This is a genomic window from Aromatoleum bremense (assembly GCF_017894365.1).
Lineage (GTDB): Bacteria > Pseudomonadota > Gammaproteobacteria > Burkholderiales > Rhodocyclaceae > Aromatoleum > Aromatoleum bremense.
Map to the genome: position 1 here is coordinate 278,011 of NZ_CP059467.1, position 16,515 is coordinate 294,525.

The window sequence follows — 16,515 nt, forward strand, 5'->3', positions numbered from 1 at the left end:
GCCGCCCCGCGAGCTGTCCCATATCATCAAGTAAATGACCTGAACGGTCAAAGCCAGTCGGCCTCCCCAAGCGCTAAATACCGCCAACGACATCGGGCAGAGCATCATCAAAACCGGTGCTCGCGCTACCCATAACCATCTGCGCCCCCGCCATCCGCATTTCGGGTTTCGGTCGGGCGAACGCGCCAGGAGGAAGACATGGCACTGATCATCAATGCGGACTGTATCAATTGCGGCGTGTGCGAAACGGAGTGCCCCAACGAGGCGATTTCTCCGGGCGACGACATTTTCGTGATCGACCCCACGAAATGCACCGAGTGCGTCGGGCATTACGACAAGTCGCAATGCATCACGGTTTGTCTGTCGGACTGTATCTTCCCTGATCCCGCCTTCAAGGAAAGCCGGGATCAACTTCAGGAGAAATACGCCCGCATCGCGTCCTGAGCGGCACGAGCCCGCGGCGGGAGAAGCTACAGCCATGGAAACGGCCGTGATCCGGCTCCTCCTCGTTGCGCTGGCGTGCGCGGAGTGGGTCGCCCTGTGGAGCTTCGTGTATCGCTCGACGCTCGGGATTTGAGGCGCCGTCGGCGTCTCGATCCCGCGTCCGCCTTTTCGCCGTATCGCATCGATCCGGCATTTCGTCTTCAGATGTCATTAGCAGCGGCTTTTTCAGCCGCTTCGTCGGCGATTCCGGCTACGGGCAGCACGTGTCCGTCATTTGAGGCTGATCCAGTAGGCGAGAAGAATGAGGCCGCCCACCAGGATAAGCCAGCCTTCGAGAAGAAGGCGCCACATCAGGGGGGCGCCCTGCAATTCCATGAAATCCAGAATGACCAGCCGGCCCTTGATGAAGGCGATAGCCAGCATGGCGAGAATGGCGCCGGTGCCGGCGGCGCCCACTTCACCGAGCCACCAGGTGGCGCCGGTGGCGACGAGGAGGACGAGCCACGCCCGATTGGCGGGATTCAGGAAAAAGGTAATCATCGCATCACATAAACCAAGGGAAACAGGACGATCCACAAGAGATCCACCATGTGCCAGTAGACGGCCCCGCTCTCGAGGCCGTGGGCATCGTGGCTACCGTAGGCACCCTGGCGGGTCTTAACCCACAGGATGGCGAGGACCACCATGCCGAGGATGACGTGCATGAAGTGGAAGAAGGTCAGCGAAAAGTAGAACCTGTAGAAGGTGCTGGTGGAGAAGAAAATCCCCTCGCCGAACTTGGTGGCGTACTCGAACACCTTGACGGCCAGGAAACCGCCACCGCAGAGGAAGCCGAAGGCGATATGGCGGCTGGCGGCCCGGCTGTCGTCCCGGTGGGCCGCCTGGACGGCGAGGACCACGAACCACGACCCGGTCACCAGGAGCAGCGTGTTGATGGCCCCCGCGTTACGGTCCAGGGTCTGCTGATAAAGGTTGAACATCTCCACGTTGTCCACTCGCGCGAAGGCGTAGGAAGCGAAGAGCATCGCGAAGAGCAGCATTTCGGCCAGGATGAAGGCCCAGACGGCCAGATAGCCGGGGAGGCGCTTGGCGGCAGGGGCTTCGGCCGGTAGGGCAGCGGTGATGGCAGTCATGGCTGGATGATAGTAACTATTGGAATCAGCGCTCCAGTCGGATCCCGGTGCGCGCAGCCGCGGTGAATCCTGATCGAGACGAAGGCCACTTTATTCCGAGCTCGGGCGCGCGTCCCCCCAGTCTCGGGGGGAGTTTGCGGTCATTGCCCATCAAGCTGGGTCAGCAGCCCTCCGGGGTTCTCAAATAGGGCGCAGTAGCGCCCAAATTTTCCTGCCCTTTCTTGATTTCGATACGGGCGATATTTTGGAGATGCACTTCATCCGGGCCGTCAGCGAAGCGCAAAGCGCGGCCCCAGGTCCACATATCAGCCAGTGGCGTATCGGGACTGATACCCATGGCCCCGAATACCTGCATTGCACGATCGCATACCGCAGTATAGACCGCCGGCACCAGGGCCTTGATCATGGAGATTTCCTTGTGCGCATGCTTCGCACCGAACTGATCGATCATCCAGGCGGTTTTCAACACCAGTAAGCGCGCCTGATCGATCTCGATCCTTGATCTCGCGATCCACTCGCCGATCGAGCCATGCTGATGCAGATACTTTCCGAACGTGCGTCGCTCCAGGCTTCGGTCAATCATCATTTCCAGAGCAAGCTCGGCGGCACCGATCGATCGCATGCAGTGGTGAATACGCCCGGGGCCGAGCCGCGCCTGGGCCAAGGCGAAGCCGCTGCCTTCCTCACCGAGCAGATTGGATGCCGGCACGCGCACATTACGGAAAATGACCTCGCAGTGCCCCTCCGGCGAATGGTGGTTCACGATATTGATATTGCGGACCACTTCCAGACCCGACGTGTCCCGAGGCACCAGGATCATGCTCTGCTGCTTGTGCCGCTCGGCGTCCGGGTCAGTCTTGCCCATGACGATGAAAATACGGCAGTGCGGATGAGCGGCGTTGGTGATGAACCACTTGCGACCATTGATGACATATTCGTCACCTTCCCGCCGAATCGAGGTGGTGATGTTCGTGGCGTCCGAGGATGCCACGTCAGGCTCTGTCATTGCGAAGGCCGAACGAATTTCGCCCTCGAGCAGTGGACGCAGCCAGACCTTCTGCTGCTCCGGGGTGCCGAACATGTGCAGTAGTTCCATGTTGCCGGTGTCCGGGGCATTGCAGTTGAAGACTTCGGACGCCCAACTAACACGTCCCATAATCTCGGCCAGTGGCGCATATTCCAGGTTGGTCAGTCCGGTGCCCGGTTCGCCAGCGTGCAGGCTGGGCAGAAACATGTTCCACAAGCCTTCCGACTTCGCCAGCGCCTTCAGATCCGCCATGAAGGACACAGGAAACTGGCCGCGATGCACTTCCTCTTGCCATTGGCGCTGGCGGGGCACGATATATGTGTCCATAAAGCGGCGCACGCGGTCCCGAAGCTCTTCGACTTTGGACGAGTAGGCAAAATCCATGATATTTCCTTTCTATCGATCCATCTTTTAAAGAGTCATACCGCCGTCGACGACGATGCAGTCGCCGTTGGTATAGCTGGCGGCGTCAGATACGAGGTAAAGCACAGCGCCAGCCATCTCGCGCGGTTCAGCGTGACGGCGCAAGGGAATGTTGGAGACCCATTCGCTGTAGAGCTTTTCGTCATTGAACAGCGCTGTCGAAAACTTGGTCTTGGTCAGCCCGGGCAACAAGGCATTGACGCGGATTCCCAACGCGCCGCATTCTCTGGCGAAAGCCTTGGTCATATTGACGATGGCCGCCTTCGTGATCGAATAAATGCCTTGATTCTCCCCGGGTCGCAACGCATTCACCGAGGCGACATTGACGATCGCGCCCTTACCCTGCCTCTTCATCATCTTGCCGGCCTCTACCGACATGAAGAAGTAACCGCGAATGTTGACGTCGACGGTTTTGGTGAAAGCGCCGAGATCCGTATCCAGCACATGCCCGTAATAGGGATTGGCCGCCGCGTTGTTGATCAGGATGTCGAGCCGGCCGTGAAGCTTTTCGATCTGCTCGAAAGCAGCAGCGATGTCTTCCATCTTGCCGACATTACAGGCAAGCACACTCGCGCTTCCACCTGCTTCACGGATGGCGTCGGCGACTCTTTGGCAGTCTTCAGCTTTCCGGCTGGAAACGATCACATGCGCTCCCTGTTCCGCCAGCAGCTTGGCGATCTCTTCGCCGATGCCGCGACTTGCCCCCGACACCAAGGCGATTTGGCCTTCAAGATCGAATAGTTTGGTCGTCATGCCATACTCCTTTCCATATCTTTTTCGTTCGCTGCGGCAAAGCCCATTTCGGTAAGCGGCACAACCATCTCTCCGACTTTTTGTGCGTGCAGGCTGGAGGCATTGCCGTCGATGGCGCGCTTCTTTACCCCTTGAGCGATAGCAGCAAGGCGGAAAAAACTGAATGCAATATAAAAATTCCAGTTCTCTATTTTCGGGATACCGCGCAACTCGCAGTAGCGCCGGACTATTTCAGCTTCTTCGGGCACGCCGAGAGCGCGACGATTCTTGGTGCCCAGCCCGGTGACGTAAGCATCCGCGGGCAATCGCAGGCACATGCAGAAATACGCGAGATCCGCTAGCGGATTACCGAGTGTGGAAAGCTCCCAGTCAAGGACAGCCAAGACGCGCAGATCTTTCGGATGGAAGATAAGGTTGTCGAAGCGGAAGTCGCCATGAACCAGCGCAGGTCTGCCGTCTTCGGCCGGGCAATGTTTTGGCAGCCAGTCGATCAAGGCTTCCATGCATTCCAGCCGCTCGGTTTCGGAAGCACGATATTGCTTCGTCCAGGTACCGATCTGCCGCTCGAAATAATTCCCGGCCCGGCCATAATCGCTCAAGCCGACCTGATCGACATCGACGTCGTGCAGTGCGGCTAGCGTCGCTATCAATGCATCGTAAGCCGGTTTGCGCTGATCGATATCGAGTTCGGGCAGTGACGGATCCCAAAAAATGCGCCCATCAAGGTAATCCATGATGTAGAACATGCTGCCGATCACGCTCGTATCGGTGCAGAGATGATGAGCATGCGCGACGGGTACTTGCGTCGGAGACAACGCCGTGATGACGCGATATTCACGGTCCACCGCATGCGCCGATTTCAGGAGCTGGCCCGGCGGTTGCCGGCGCAGGACGTAGTTGCCGCTCTTTGCGCGCAGCAAGAACGTGGGATTCGACTGACCGCCGGCAAATTTCTCCGCGCTCAATGTCCCGCCAAAGCCCTTGACATGGGTTTCCAGGTATCTGCACAGCCCTTCGACATCAAGTTGGTGAATTTCGCTGTCCACAATCTTGCCTACCCATAGGTAATGAAATTTTGACGATCCGCTTTGTCGAAATACGGAATACTGTTGAAGGTTGCGAGATGAAACGAATCGGCGTTGAAGAAATATCTGCAGAAACTACAGTTGTTGATTTGCAGGTTGAGCGGTATGACTGCTTCCCTGGGAGCGCCAAGTGTCTGCTGTGCGATTGCCGCCATGACTCCCCCCGAACTCACGGCCAATATCCGTCCTTTGAGTCCCTGGATATAGCTTCTGGCATCGGCAACACGCTGCTGAAACTGCGACCATGTTTCCGGAATCGGTCCTTCGATACGATCTTCCATCCACAACAGCAAGACTTGCCTCAGGGCCTTGTAGAAATCCTTCTTGCTCTCTTTTGCCAGCAGCTTCAATTCATGGTGCTCGTCACCGAGGCCGTCAAACAGCGCGACAAAGTCGTACTCGTTCAGTCCCCGATGTTCCGTCGGCTTCGCAACGTCATTTGAGCCATCGAATATCGCCTCCACGGTTTGCCTGTGACGATTCATCGTCCCGATCAATACATGATCGAAGGCGATATTTCGCCCGGCAAAATATTCGCCGACCAGTTGCCCCTGCTGCTGTCCCAACAATGAGAGCTGGTCATAATTGTCGGCGCCGAAACTTGCCTGACCGTGCCTGACGAGATAGAGCTCTGCCATGCTTGCGCTCAACGCCTCAGGATATGGATCGCGACCGCGGCTTCCTCGACGCCCTGCAAGCCGCCGCCGTTCTCCTGCATGGCATGGCGGGCGCCCTCGACCTGGCGCGGGCCGGCCTCGCCGCGCAATTGGGTCACCAGTTCGTAGAGTTGGCCGATACCGGTGGCGCCCAGCGGATGGCCCTTGGATTCAAGACCGCCCGAGGGGTTGATCGGGATCCGGCCGCCGATGGTGAATTCACCGCGCTCAGCCGCCGGACCGCCTTCACCCGCGTCGACGAAGCCGAGGTTTTCGGCCTGGATGATCTCGCCCATGGCCGAAGCGTCGTGCACTTCGGCGACATCGATGTCGCCGGGTCCGATGCCGGCGATCTCGTAGGCCTGCAGCGCCGCCAGGCGGCCGACGGCCTTTTCCGGCTCGTCGATGCCGCGGTGGCTGAAACTGCGGATCACGCTGGCCGCGACCTCGACCGCGCGGCGGCGGTCGGCGCCGATCCGCTTGAGCCCCTCCTCGGTGCAGACGATGGCGGCGGCGGCGCCGTCGGACAGCGGCGCGCACATCGGCAGTGTGATCGGATAGGTGATCGGCGGCGCCGCCAGCACCTCGTCGATGCTGAAGGGCTTGCGGAACTGCGAGTAGGGGTTGTGCACCGAGTGACCGTGGTTCTTGGCGCACACCGCGGCGATCTGACGCTGCGTGGTGCCGTAGGTCCGCATGTGCCAGCGGCACATCGCCGCGTAGATGGCCATGAAACGGCTGTAGGGGCGGTCCGATTCCGACCCCGGCGGCGGCGTGATGCCTTCGCCCATCTTGATCAGGGTGGCGTAGCTTTCCTCGACGCGCGAGACGTCCCAGCCGCCCTCGAACAGCGCCATCGCGCGGGCCTTGTCGGGGATGTTCATCTTTTCGGCGCCGATCGCCAGCGCCACGTCGGTGGCGCCCGCCTTCAGGCTCTGCAGCGCGAGGTGAAAGCCGCTGCTGCCCGAGGCGCAGGCGTTCTCGACGTTGAACACCGGGATACGTTCAAGCCCGATCTTGCTGAAGATCACCTGGCCCGGCACCGAGATCTGGCCCTGCAGCGCGCCGTTGGTCATGCCCGAGTAGTAGGCGGCGCCGATGTCGGCGGCGCTGCAACCGGCGTCCTTGAGCGCGCCGGCGAGCGCTTCGCCGGCGAGGTCGTGCAGGCTGCGCTCGAGGTGGCGACCGAAGACCGTCATGGCGATGCCGGCAATATAAAGTCGTGTCATGGTTTAGATCTTCCGCTCGGCAGTGCGCCAGTACTCGGCACGCAAGTCCTTCTTCAATACCTTGCCGACCGCGCTGCGCGGCAGGGTGGCAAAGACGACCGTCTTGGGCGCCTTGACCGAGCCCAGCTTCTGCTTGCACAGCGCGATCAGTTCCTCTTCGCTCACGCTCTGGTCGGCCTTCAACTCGACCACCGCCTTCACCGCCTCCCCCCACTTCTCATCAGGGATGCCGATGACGGCGCAGTCGCGCACCGCGGGGTGGCCCCAGATCACCTGCTCGACTTCGCTCGGGTAGACGTTGAAGCCGCCGCTGATGATCATGTCCTTCTTGCGGTCGGTGATATGGAGGCGGCCAGCGGCGTCGAGGTGGCCGACGTCGCCGGTGTGCAGCCAGCCGTCGACGATCGTTTCTGCGGTCCTGACCGGGTCGTTGTAATAACCCTTCATCACCAGATCGCCGCGGACGCAGATCTCGCCCGTTTCGCCCTGCGCCAGGACGCGGTTGTCGTCGTCGAGGATCTCGACCCGGATCAGCGGATTGGGCCGTCCCACCGACGACAGCTGCTCGTCGCTGGCCAGCGCACCGGCGTCGAAATGCTCGTCGGGGCGCAGGCAGGCAATGGCTCCCGGCGCTTCGGTCTGGCCGTAACTTTCCATCATCACCGGGCCAAAGACCTCGATCGCCCGCTTGAGCTTGTCCAGCGACATCGGCGCCGCGCCGTAGAGGAAATACTTCAGCGACGAGAAGTCGACTTTGTTCACGTCGGGGATGTCGAGCAGGCGGTAGATCACCGTCGGTGGCAGGAAGAATTCCGTCACCCGGTACTTGGGGATGGCCTCAAGAAGCAGCGCCGGATCGGGCTTGGGCAGGATGACGACCGCGCCGCCACGTGCCGTGCAGGGCAGCGACAGCAGCCCCGCGGTGTGGGTCATCGGCGCCGCCGCCAGATTGACCGGGCGATCGTGCGCGCCATAGCTGCAGCCGATCATGAAGTGGGCGACGAAGGTCTGGATGCTGCGGTGGGTGTTCATCACCCCCTTGGGCAGACCGGTAGTGCCGCCGGTGGGCGAGATCGCGACCACGTCGTCAAGATCGACCGCGATGCCGGGGTCGGTATCGGCGTGGCCTTCAACCCAGGCGACCAGCGAGACCGCAGCCTCAGCCTCGCCGTCGATGCAGACGAAGAGTTTGATTTTTGGCAGCTGCGGCCGCAGGGCGGCGATCGTTGCCTCGAACTCCTTCTGGAAGAACAACACGTCGCAGTCGAAGCTGTCGAGGACGTGGCGATTCTCGTCTGCGGCGTTGCGCGCGCCCACCGGGATCCACGCCATATTGGCCCGCCACAGCCCGAGCGCGCAGGTCCAGGCGGTGGTGTCATTGCCGGCCCAGACCGCACCCTTGTTGCCGCGCCCGAAACCGGCTGCCAGCAACGCGCGTGCGATGCGGCAGCTCAGCCGCCCGACCTCGCTGAAGCTGTAGCTGCGGCTTCCCTGGATGTAGGCCGCACCCTCGGGGTTAAGGCGCCAGCCGCGGTCGAAGAAATCGATGATCGCCATGGTCCGGCCCTCAAAGCGCAGTGACGCTGGCGCTGGCCAGCCCGCGTTGCTCCAGGAAACCCAGGAGATAGCGGTGACCGAAGGCCTTGCAAGCCGAGGCGAATCCGACTTTCGCGGTCTCGCCATCTAGGAGTTTCATCACGGCAGCCGTCTGCAGCGCGCCGGTCGAGATGTAGGGCGTAACGCCGCGTACCGTCGCGCGCACCGCGGCGAGCTGGCCGCGCCCGATCGCTGTATCGACCGTGCGTGTCAGGGTCGTGCGCTCGCGCGGCGGCATCGAGGGCGTTGTCGAGTCGACGAGCCCCTTGACCACCTGGTCTTGCTCCTCCGTGGTCAGATTCTTGTATTCGCTCTCCCACTTCTGGCCCACGGCATGCACGAACTTCATCACCTCGTTGTCGTAGAAACCGACACTGGAGATGCAACTGTTCACGCGCGAATCGTTCTGGAAGAAGATTGGCAGCGACGTGCCGCCCCACGGGAGCGTGAACACGGGTTGCAGGAGTTCCGGCGTGGCGACGGTGTACGAGGCGTTGGCGGCATGCGGCACCAGCTTCTTCTCCCAGAGGTAGCAGGCCTCATGACGGAAGATCTCGAAGATCGAGGCCGTCGACCCCACCGTGACCCCCGACCCCGCGTCGCGCGGTCCGCGACAAAGCGTGGCGGTCTCGAGGGCATCGACTCCGGGTGTCTCCAAAGCCAGTTCGGCGGCGATCTCGGCGAACGAGTACATATAGGCCGTCGACGGCGCGAGCAGCAGGCCCGCCTGCCGGAACTGCTCACCGAAGCGATCGCGGGCCGCCCGAATGAAGCTCTGCTCACCCGTGGTGTCCAGGTAATGGCAGCCCGCCTGGAGCGTTGCCTCGACGGTCGTCAGACCAAAGTTGACGAAGGGGCCCACCGTATTGCAGACGACTTTTGCGCCTTTGAACGCCCGGACCAGCGATTCGACGTCATGCGTCGCCTCGACGATCTCGTAGGTGGCCGACTCCAGGCGCACGACGCGCTGGGCCATCATCTCCTGGGTCCGTTTGGCGTTGCGCGCGACGGCCGTGAAGGGGATGTTCTGGTCGATCAGCCAGTCCATGATCAGCATGCCGGTATAACCACTGGCGCCATAGACGACGACGGAATGTTTAGCCATTTTGATTCCTTCGGAAATTTTTCAGTTGTTCGACCAGCCATCGGCATAAAGCTGCTGTGCGAGCAGCCCCAGGCGCATGGTCAGGACATAGTTTTCGCCGTCTTCGATCAGCGCGGACCGCGCATCGCGGAACAGCTTTTCAATCGGATATTCGCGCGTGGTGCCACTGGCGCCGAAGAGCTGGAACGCCTCGGTCGCGACCTTCATCGCTTCCTCGGTGACCGTGACCTTTCCCGACGCCGTCGCGTACGGGTGTCCAGACGGCGTGAGCCGGGCATAAGTGAGCGAACGGCGGGCGACGGCGCGGCAGAGTTCGACCCGCCGCAGCATGTCGCCCAAGCGCCAGCGCGTGAGCTGGTGATCGATCAGCAATTGGCCGCCCTGCTTGCGCTCGTGGCAATATTGCAGCGCCATCTCGAAGGCCGCGCGCGCCAATCCGGTCATGATCTGGCCCATGTGGCAACCCGCGAAGGCCCACACGGAGGCCAAATTGCCGTAATACTCGTCCTTCAGAGCAATCGCGAAACGCTTGGGAACGCGGACGTTGTCGAAATAGATTTCGCCCTGCGGCAGCGCGCGCTGCCCGATCTTGTCCAGCGGCTTGCCCTTCGAGACACCGGGCAGATCGAGGGGAATGATCACCACCAGGCCGTGCGGACGACCATTGGCGTCAAAGAACCCGTCGCCATAATCGGCGTTGATGTAGGCCAGCGCCACCTGGGCGACGACGCCGTTGGTCACCCAGGCCGAACATTGGCCGTTGATGACGATTTCGTCCTTGCCGACGACGCCCCAGACATTGCCCTTGTTTCCCTGGCCGCCCTTGACCGGCCACTCGCGCGCCATGTCGAAAATCTGGGCATCGCTGCCCCGGTCGGGCTGGGTGATCATCCAGCAGCCGATCTTGTCACGGCACAGGTCGACCAATTCGGAATTGCCGGCGGCCTTGGCCATTTCCAGCGGAAAGGTGACGCAGGCCAGCGAGACACCCAGGCCGGCGTCGCCCCAGCCCATTTCCTCGCCGATGATCGACTCGACCCGGATGGCCGTTTCCGGCGGCATTTGTTCCAGCAGGCTGGAATCGAGGCCGAGTTGCGCGGCCTTGGCCAGAACCTCGTAGTAGGGAGAACCCGGAGCAATCACCTCCTCCGCGCTCATCTTGTCGAGTTCCTGGCCTGCGGGCCGGAGCACATCCTTGGCGAACCGGTGCAGTGTTTCCTGGATCGCCAGCTCGGTCTCGTTGAGCGGCGCCTCGAAGCCGGTCAAGCCCACGGCCGGAAGCGTCAGTTCGGTCTTCAGGTTAATCATTCAAGTTCCCCAGTCGAAGGTTTGCCTAGTGAGCCAGCGCATGGGCGCCGGCCGTCTGGGTGCTGACCTGGGTACGTTTGAGGTCCTTGATACACAACCGGCTCACCCAGATGAGATAGCAGAAGAATGTGATCCAGACGAAATACCAATTCCAAAGACCGTCATACGAGAAGATGAAGGTATGGTCGAACGGAATGAGCGCCAGGGTGGCATAGCCGCACGCGAGCATCACCCCAATCAGGCCGGTGGATTTCGGGATGAGCGGGTCCTTGCCGTTGTCACAGATCCCCATCAGGCCAATGGAGCCAAATTGGGCGATGGTGACCCAGTAGGTGCCATCGAACACATACCAGGTCATAACGTGGAAGAACTTGACCATGTCAGGATCCAACTGAGTGGAAAACTCAGCCAGGGCGCACCACATCATGGCGGCCATCATCCCGACCCAGCCCGTCAGGAGACCGCCGACGAGCTGCACCGTTGACAGCACGTGGTGGCCATTCCTTTCCCTGCGCCTCATCTGCGTGGCGATCTGGGAAACAAACAACATGAAGACGCCGGCATCGAAGCTGGCGATGGTCATTCCGATCATGATGCGGGTGCTGTGTTCCTGGTAAAAATCGAAGTGCTGCTGGGCAGTCGCTGCGGGACTGATCATGAACGGCCCGGCACACATGCCCAGAATTCCCCAGCCGATCACGTAGCCAACGATGCAGAACATTCCACTTCTGGCCAGCCAAATCTCGATCTTGTTTGTCGCGCTTTCTGAAACCATCTCGTCACCTCGATTAGGACGTCATTAACTATTCGCCTGCATTCAGTCCGGTCCCGGTGCGCGCAGTCGCCGCGGTGACCGCTGATCGAGACGATGACCACTGTATCCCCGAGATTTCGGCGTAGCTCCCCCCCGTCTCGGGTGGAATGGGCAACGGCTGCAACGCCGACAATTTCCGTGCGTCAACTGCGTCAGCATTCTTGAAACGATGCGCGACCATAAGCATTTCCTCCGATGTTCCTGAGTGCGTCCATGGAGGCACATTAAGCGCTCCGGCCTTGTCGAAATTGACAGGCGGTGACACCGGTTTGACAATTCGTGATTTGCTGCTGCGCACGAAAGCGCCGCGCCGCGCGTCCTGCCCTGGCGGTACAGCGCCTCTCGGCCTGCTGAAATCACCACGAAAACGGATAGCCTTCCGGCCCGGAATAGAATGCAGCGGCGGTCAGAAAGGCTCCGTCGATGTAGGCCCACTCGCCAGCACTCTCGTCCTCCGCGCACCCGGAACCGATTCCTGCAAACACCAGAAGTAGTGCCGCAATCGGACGCAATGAACACTTCATGATCTGCCGTCTCCTCGATTATTGTCGTCACTGAAACCAGTGATCGTTTGTCGCGCAACGCGACCGAATTAATCGATGGTCCAGGTATCCCCGCTGTTGAAGAGTTTTTCGAGCGTTCCCTGGCCTCTTTTCGCGCGCGCATCGTCCGCAAGGCCGGTGCTGAGCTGCTCATAGACCGGAGCCTCGACAGCGCGGAAGACTCCCAGCGGCACGGGCAGCGGCGCCGCGAACTGCGACAGGAAGAACGCCAGCCCGCCGTTGGCGGCCGATTCGTCATGGACCGCCAGATCGGCTTCCGTGACGCCACCTTCGCCGACCGTCACGACTTCGGGCTCAAAGCCGCGCATGCGGATGCCCTTGGTGCCGTCCTTGCCGAAACGCATCGGCTGGCCGTCCCGGAGCAGGAGGCGCGCGTCGTCCCGCGTCTCCTTGTCGGCCAACGCGTTGTAGGCACCGTCGTTGAAGACGATGCAGTTCTGAAGGACCTCGACGAAGGCCGTGCCGGGGTGTTCCGCGGCGCGTCTCAGGGTGTCGAGCAGATGCGGGTGATCGCTATCGACGGTCCGTGCAACGAAGGTCGCACCGGCACCCAACGCGACCGACACGGGGCTGAAGGGACGGTCGATGCTGCCGAGCGGTGTGGTCTTGGTCTTCTTGCCGAACTCGGAGGTCGGCGAGTACTGGCCCTTGGTGAGGCCGTAGATGCGGTTGTTGAGCAGGATGATCTTGAGGCCGATATTGCGCCGCATCGCGTGGATGAAGTGATTGCCGCCGATCGCCAGCGAGTCGCCGTCGCCGGACACGACCCACACCGACAGCTCCGGGCGCGCGAGCTTGAGGCCGCTGGCGATGGCCGGCGCACGGCCGTGGATGCTGTGCATGCCGTAGGTTTCCATGTAGTACGGGAAGCGGCTCGAACAGCCGATGCCGGAGATGAAGGCGAAGTGCTCGCGCGGGATGCCGAGCGTCGGCAGCAGCTTCTGCACCTGGGCGAGCAAGGCGTAGTCGCCGCAGCCCGGGCACCAGCGCACGTCCTGGTCGGATTCGAAGTCCTTCCTGGTCAGCGGCTTGATTTCTGTCATCTGGTTCATGGTCGGTTCCTCAGCACAGTTCCAGGATGCGATCGTGGATTTCGGAGACTTTGAACATCTTTCCCTGCATCTTCGACATGACGATCACGTCGCGCAGGTAGCGTTCGCGCAGCAGCTTCGAGAGCTGGCCGAGATTGAGTTCGGGGACGAGCACGGTCTTGTAGCGGGACATGATGTCGCCGAGATCGTGGGGTAGCGGGTTGAGGTGGCGCAGATGCACATGCGCCACCGACTTGCCGGCCAGCGCAGCCTTCTCGCGCGCCTGAACGATCGACCCGTAGGTGCTGCCCCAGCCGACGATCAGCAGATCGCCGCTGCCAGGCCCCTCCACCATGAGCGGCGGAATGTCCTTCGCGATGCCGGCCACCTTGGCCGCGCGCACGTCGACCATGCGCTCATGGTTGATCGGGTCGTGGGAGATGTTGCCGGTCAGGAAATTCTTCTCGAGCCCCCCGACGCGATGCTCCATGCCCGGCGTGCCGGGCCGTACCCAGGCGCGCGCCAGATTCTCATCGCGCGCATACGGCTGGAAGCCCTCCGGATCGGTGCGGAACTTGACCGCCAGCGGCGACAGGCGCGCCGGATCCGGAATCCGCCACGGCTCGGCCGCGTTGCCGATGCCGCCGTCGGACAGGAAGATCACCGGTGTCATGTATTTGACGGCGATGCGGAACGCCTCGATCGCGCAGTCGAAGCAGTCGGCCGGCGAGCGGGCGGCGATCACGGGGATCGGGCATTCGCCGTTACGCCCATACACTGCCTGCAAGAGGTCGGACTGCTCGACTTTGGTCGGCAAACCGGTCGAGGGGCCGCCGCGCTGCACGTTGGTGATCACCAGCGGCAATTCCAGCATGACGGCGAGGCCCAGCGCCTCGGTCTTCAAAGCCATGCCGGGGCCGGACGTGGTGGTCAGGCCCAGCACGCCGCCGTAGGCCGCGCCGATCGCGGAGCAGATGCCGGCGATCTCGTCTTCGGCCTGGAAGGTGGTGATGTTGAAATGCTTCAGCGCCGACAGTTCCTGCAGGATGTCGGTGGCCGGAGTGATCGGGTAGGAACCGAGGAAGAGCGGCACCTGGGCGAGTTCCGACGCCGCCGCGAAACCGAGCGCCGCGGCGTGGTTACCGGTGAGGCTGCGATAACGGCCGGGCTTGATGTCGGCCGCGCGCACCTGGTAGGTGCTGACGAACATCTCGGTCGATTCCGCATAGGCGTAGCCCGCGCGCAAGGCGATCACGTTCGCCTCGGCGATTTCGGGCTTCTTCGCGAATTTCGCGCGGATGTTGCCTTCCTCGGATTCCAGCGGCCGGCTGTACAGGCACAGCATCAGGCCGAGTGCGTAGTAGTTCTTGCAGCGGCCGATTTCCTTCTTCGAGATCCCCGTGTCCTTCAGGGCCTGCGCCGTCAGCTCCGAGATGTCGATCGTATAGAGACGGAAATCGGTGAGCGTGCCGTCGTCGAGCGGATTGCTCTGGTATCCCGCCTTCTGCAGGTTGGCCTTGTTGAAGGCACCGGCGTTGGCGATGATCATCCCGCCGTGCTTCACATCCGGCAGGTTGGTTTTCAGCGCCGCGGGGTTCATCGCGACGAGCACGTCGGGGGCGTCGCCGGAGGTAAACACCTCGCCCGACGAAAACTGGATCTGGTAACCGGAGACGCCGAACAGCGTGCCGGTCGGGGCGCGGATTTCGGAGGGGTAGTCCGGGTGCGTCGCGAAATCGTGGCCGGCGCGGGCGACCGACTTCGAGAATTCGTTGCCGGTGAGTTGCATCCCGTCGCCCGAATCGCCGACGAAGCGGATCACGACACTCTTGATTTCCTCGATCGGGCGGGTCTTTTGAATTCCGCCGACGACCCTGGGCTCGTCCACCGCCATGGTTTGAGTATTCATACGAAAGCACCTGATGTCCGTTAATGGAGTGAGGCAACCGGAGAACGCAAAGGTCATCCACACGTCGCTTGGCGGAATCGATTAGGCGCTTCGGGGATGGACGGTCGATTGACCGGGCGAGCCAAATTGTTGACCTTCTGTCTCACCGTGAATCGGCAACAGAGGCCTTCCGGTTCGGATCCGGGGCCGATTCGGAATTCGCCCGACTTGCACGCCCTACATGAGTTTTCGGGCAAATTGCGACGACGCCAGCATGGCAGCTTCAAGGCCCGATCCCGTGCCTCCCCCCGCCGCACGGGTGGGGAGCGGTGATCGCCTTACCGCCCGCGGCACTGGTCGCACTCGCATTCGGCGCCATGTCGCCGTAAGCACGAAACGTCAAGGCAATGCCCCAGCAGGTCAATTACACCTTCGCCAAAGTGCTTAACGTGATCGCACAAAAATGCAATTCATAGACGAAGGAGACACCACCATCGCATCACGATCCTGCCATCGGCAAACCTGGGCCCACCCACGACGGCGCCGATGGCCGGCAAGTCGGTGTATCTGCCCGGACACGGCGCCTAAGCGCGCCCCGGTGGCAACAATTCTTCCCATCCCGCGGAGACTCCCATGCTGATGGAACGCCGCCCCCTCATCTCACAGACTCGCTGCGAACCGGCCGTTTCCGGCCTCGTGCTGGACCAGAACGGCCAGCCGTTGGCGACCCAGCTCCCCGGCGAGCGCGCGCTGACGATCTATCTCGACAAGCGCGAGATCGTGACGCTGATGACGCTGGGGCAGAACCCCGAGGCGCTGGTGCTCGGCTATCTGCGCAACCAGCGCCTCATCGACAACCTGCGAGACATCGCCGAGCTCCACGTGAGCTGGGAGGTCAGCGCGGCGGCCGTCAGCACGTATCACCGCGACGCCGGCGAGCGCTGCGACGAGCTGCGGCGGCGGCGCACCGTCACGTCCGGTTGCGGCCAAGGCACGCAGTTCGCCGATGCGATGGCGCGCCTGCAACCGCTTCCCGACGAGGGCTTCACTGTGGCGCGCTCGACCGTCTTCGCACTGGTCGACCGGGTGCACCAACTCGATACCGTCTACAAGCGCTGCGGCGCGGTACATGGCTGCGTGCTCGCCGACGGCGCGGAAATCCTGCACCACGTCGAAGACATCGACCACCACAACGCAGTTGATTCGATCTCCGGGCTGATGTGGATGAAGGGCGAGACGGGTCACGGGAACATCTTGTACACGACCGGACGGCTGACTTCCGAGATGGTCATCAAGGCCGTCGAGATGGGCATCCCGGTGCTGATCTCGCGGTCGGGCACGACCGAGATGGGGATCGACGTCGCGCGCCACTGCGGCGTGACACTGATCGGGTGGGCCAAGAAGGAGCGCTTTCTCGTCTTCAACGGCGGCGAGCGCATCGACTTCACGAAATAAGGAAG

16 protein-coding genes are annotated in these 16,515 nt (G+C 61.9%); 2 read left to right on the forward strand and 14 right to left on the reverse strand.

What is annotated here, in order from left to right:
• Window positions 1-198 precede the first annotated feature (198 nt).
• Window positions 199-444 (forward strand): YfhL family 4Fe-4S dicluster ferredoxin, encoded by a 246-nt coding sequence (locus pbN1_RS01230; RefSeq protein ID WP_169203502.1) that lies wholly within the window; start codon window positions 199-201, stop codon window positions 442-444.
• A gap of 270 nt (window positions 445-714) precedes the next feature.
• On the opposite strand, the gene pbN1_RS01235 is transcribed toward pbN1_RS01230, so the two are convergent.
• The 14 genes from pbN1_RS01235 to pbN1_RS01300 all read right to left on the reverse strand — a co-directional run bounded on the left by pbN1_RS01235 (window position 715) and on the right by pbN1_RS01300 (window position 15,076).
• A complete protein-coding gene (locus pbN1_RS01235) occupies window positions 715-984 on the reverse strand; it encodes a cytochrome C oxidase subunit IV family protein (RefSeq protein WP_169203501.1) in 270 nt (89 codons plus the stop codon).
• Complete coding sequence (locus pbN1_RS01240) at window positions 981-1,577, reverse strand: cytochrome c oxidase subunit 3 family protein (RefSeq protein ID WP_169203500.1); 597 nt, start codon at window positions 1,575-1,577, stop codon at window positions 981-983. Before pbN1_RS01240 ends, pbN1_RS01235 begins: the two co-directional genes overlap by 4 nt.
• Before the next feature lie 160 nt (window positions 1,578-1,737).
• Window positions 1,738-2,988 (reverse strand): acyl-CoA dehydrogenase family protein, encoded by a 1,251-nt coding sequence (locus tag pbN1_RS01245; RefSeq protein ID WP_169203499.1) that lies wholly within the window; start codon window positions 2,986-2,988, stop codon window positions 1,738-1,740.
• A 27-nt stretch (window positions 2,989-3,015) separates the two neighbouring features.
• Entirely contained in the window at window positions 3,016-3,780 is a 765-nt protein-coding gene (locus pbN1_RS01250; RefSeq protein WP_169203498.1) for an SDR family oxidoreductase, read from the reverse strand.
• Window positions 3,777-4,826 (reverse strand): phosphotransferase, encoded by a 1,050-nt coding sequence (locus pbN1_RS01255; protein ID WP_169203497.1) that lies wholly within the window; start codon window positions 4,824-4,826, stop codon window positions 3,777-3,779. Before pbN1_RS01255 ends, pbN1_RS01250 begins: the two co-directional genes overlap by 4 nt.
• A gap of 8 nt (window positions 4,827-4,834) precedes the next feature.
• A complete protein-coding gene (locus pbN1_RS01260) occupies window positions 4,835-5,503 on the reverse strand; it encodes a histidine phosphatase family protein (protein ID WP_169203496.1) in 669 nt (222 codons plus the stop codon).
• A gap of 8 nt (window positions 5,504-5,511) precedes the next feature.
• Window positions 5,512-6,750 (reverse strand): thiolase family protein, encoded by a 1,239-nt coding sequence (locus pbN1_RS01265; RefSeq protein WP_169203495.1) that lies wholly within the window; start codon window positions 6,748-6,750, stop codon window positions 5,512-5,514.
• Between the two features lie 3 nt (window positions 6,751-6,753).
• Window positions 6,754-8,307, reverse strand: coding sequence for a class I adenylate-forming enzyme family protein (locus tag pbN1_RS01270; RefSeq protein WP_169203494.1), 1,554 nt, complete (start codon window positions 8,305-8,307; stop codon window positions 6,754-6,756).
• A gap of 10 nt (window positions 8,308-8,317) precedes the next feature.
• Window positions 8,318-9,451, reverse strand: coding sequence for a saccharopine dehydrogenase family protein (locus pbN1_RS01275; protein WP_169203493.1), 1,134 nt, complete (start codon window positions 9,449-9,451; stop codon window positions 8,318-8,320).
• Between the two features lie 21 nt (window positions 9,452-9,472).
• Entirely contained in the window at window positions 9,473-10,759 is a 1,287-nt protein-coding gene (locus pbN1_RS01280) for an acyl-CoA dehydrogenase family protein (protein WP_169203492.1), read from the reverse strand.
• A gap of 25 nt (window positions 10,760-10,784) precedes the next feature.
• Window positions 10,785-11,534: a hypothetical protein gene (locus tag pbN1_RS01285; RefSeq protein ID WP_169203491.1), complete on the reverse strand. Its 750-nt coding sequence runs from the start codon at window positions 11,532-11,534 to the stop codon at window positions 10,785-10,787.
• Window positions 11,535-11,929: 395 nt separating this feature from the next.
• Window positions 11,930-12,097 (reverse strand): hypothetical protein, encoded by a 168-nt coding sequence (locus tag pbN1_RS01290; protein ID WP_169203490.1) that lies wholly within the window; start codon window positions 12,095-12,097, stop codon window positions 11,930-11,932.
• Window positions 12,098-12,165: 68 nt separating this feature from the next.
• A complete protein-coding gene (locus pbN1_RS01295) occupies window positions 12,166-13,188 on the reverse strand; it encodes a 2-oxoacid:ferredoxin oxidoreductase subunit beta (RefSeq protein ID WP_169203489.1) in 1,023 nt (340 codons plus the stop codon).
• Window positions 13,189-13,198: 10 nt separating this feature from the next.
• Window positions 13,199-15,076, reverse strand: coding sequence for a 2-oxoacid:acceptor oxidoreductase subunit alpha (locus pbN1_RS01300; RefSeq protein WP_244857098.1), 1,878 nt, complete (start codon window positions 15,074-15,076; stop codon window positions 13,199-13,201).
• 612 nt (window positions 15,077-15,688) lie between these two features.
• On the opposite strand from pbN1_RS01300, the gene pbN1_RS01305 reads away from it, so the two are divergent.
• Window positions 15,689-16,510 carry a formate dehydrogenase accessory sulfurtransferase FdhD gene (locus pbN1_RS01305; protein WP_244857099.1) on the forward strand — a complete coding sequence of 274 codons (822 nt, stop codon included), beginning with the start codon at window positions 15,689-15,691 and terminating at the stop codon, window positions 16,508-16,510.
• The last annotated feature ends 5 nt before the right edge of the window (window positions 16,511-16,515 follow it).

Excerpts from the sequence above, each read along its gene's own strand:
- pbN1_RS01230 (WP_169203502.1), top strand. The coding sequence starts at position 199 with ATGGCACTGATCATCAATGCGGACTGTATCAATTGCGGCGTGTGCGAA.
- pbN1_RS01245 (WP_169203499.1), bottom strand. The coding sequence starts at position 2,988 with ATGGATTTTGCCTACTCGTCCAAAGTCGAAGAGCTTCGGGACCGCGTG.
- pbN1_RS01260 (WP_169203496.1), bottom strand. The coding sequence starts at position 5,503 with ATGGCAGAGCTCTATCTCGTCAGGCACGGTCAGGCAAGTTTCGGCGCC.
- pbN1_RS01250 (WP_169203498.1), bottom strand. The coding sequence starts at position 3,780 with ATGACGACCAAACTATTCGATCTTGAAGGCCAAATCGCCTTGGTGTCG.
- pbN1_RS01290 (WP_169203490.1), bottom strand. The coding sequence starts at position 12,097 with ATGAAGTGTTCATTGCGTCCGATTGCGGCACTACTTCTGGTGTTTGCA.
- pbN1_RS01240 (WP_169203500.1), bottom strand. The coding sequence starts at position 1,577 with ATGACTGCCATCACCGCTGCCCTACCGGCCGAAGCCCCTGCCGCCAAG.
- pbN1_RS01300 (WP_244857098.1), bottom strand. The coding sequence starts at position 15,076 with ATGAATACTCAAACCATGGCGGTGGACGAGCCCAGGGTCGTCGGCGGA.
- pbN1_RS01235 (WP_169203501.1), bottom strand. The coding sequence starts at position 984 with ATGATTACCTTTTTCCTGAATCCCGCCAATCGGGCGTGGCTCGTCCTC.
- pbN1_RS01275 (WP_169203493.1), bottom strand. The coding sequence starts at position 9,451 with ATGGCTAAACATTCCGTCGTCGTCTATGGCGCCAGTGGTTATACCGGC.
- pbN1_RS01265 (WP_169203495.1), bottom strand. The coding sequence starts at position 6,750 with ATGACACGACTTTATATTGCCGGCATCGCCATGACGGTCTTCGGTCGC.
- pbN1_RS01295 (WP_169203489.1), bottom strand. The coding sequence starts at position 13,188 with ATGAACCAGATGACAGAAATCAAGCCGCTGACCAGGAAGGACTTCGAA.
- pbN1_RS01305 (WP_244857099.1), top strand. The coding sequence starts at position 15,689 with ATGCTGATGGAACGCCGCCCCCTCATCTCACAGACTCGCTGCGAACCG.
- pbN1_RS01280 (WP_169203492.1), bottom strand. The coding sequence starts at position 10,759 with ATGATTAACCTGAAGACCGAACTGACGCTTCCGGCCGTGGGCTTGACC.
- pbN1_RS01285 (WP_169203491.1), bottom strand. The coding sequence starts at position 11,534 with ATGGTTTCAGAAAGCGCGACAAACAAGATCGAGATTTGGCTGGCCAGA.
- pbN1_RS01270 (WP_169203494.1), bottom strand. The coding sequence starts at position 8,307 with ATGGCGATCATCGATTTCTTCGACCGCGGCTGGCGCCTTAACCCCGAG.